We start from the raw sequence: 470 nt of genomic DNA, 5'->3' as shown, positions 1-470 counted from the left end.
TCAACGAGCGGCTTTCCGCCCTCGACGACCCGGCCGAAAGGCGCGAGGCGGTCGAAGCTGCGGAAATCGCCGTCGAGGATGCGACGATCGCTGCCGAGGATGTGGAAGCCGCACTTTCTGCCGCCCGCTCCGCCGAGCTTTTGGCGCGTGGTCCGGTGGAAGCGGCCCGCTCGGCGCTCAATGCGCTGGAGACCGAGGCCCGTACCATTTCGAAAATGCTCGCAGCCGGTGCGACGTCGGGGGATTTCGTCGCGGTTGCCGACATGATCCGCGTCGATCGCGGTTTCGAGGCAGCCCTCGGTGCCGCACTCGGGGAGGATCTCGACAGCCCGGTCGATGCCGCGGCTCCAACCTACTGGTCGGTGAATGGCGACGGTTCCGGTGATCCCGGCCTGCCCCAGGGTGCCGAGCCGCTGATCGCCCATGTTACCGCGCCGCCGGAGCTGTCCCGCAGCCTTGGCCAGATCGGC

The 470-nt window shown here is 68.5% G+C and carries 1 pseudogene; it reads left to right on the top strand.

The features are described from left to right. Window positions 1-470: pseudogene (locus tag MOV61_RS30235) on the top strand (chromosome segregation protein SMC); the annotation flags it as partial.

This window comes from Neorhizobium sp. BETTINA12A (assembly GCF_023006485.1).
Classification (GTDB): Bacteria; Pseudomonadota; Alphaproteobacteria; order Rhizobiales; family Rhizobiaceae; genus Neorhizobium.
The sequence above is the reverse complement of the archived record's forward strand: the minus strand, read 5'-3'. Positions and strand labels throughout refer to the sequence as shown.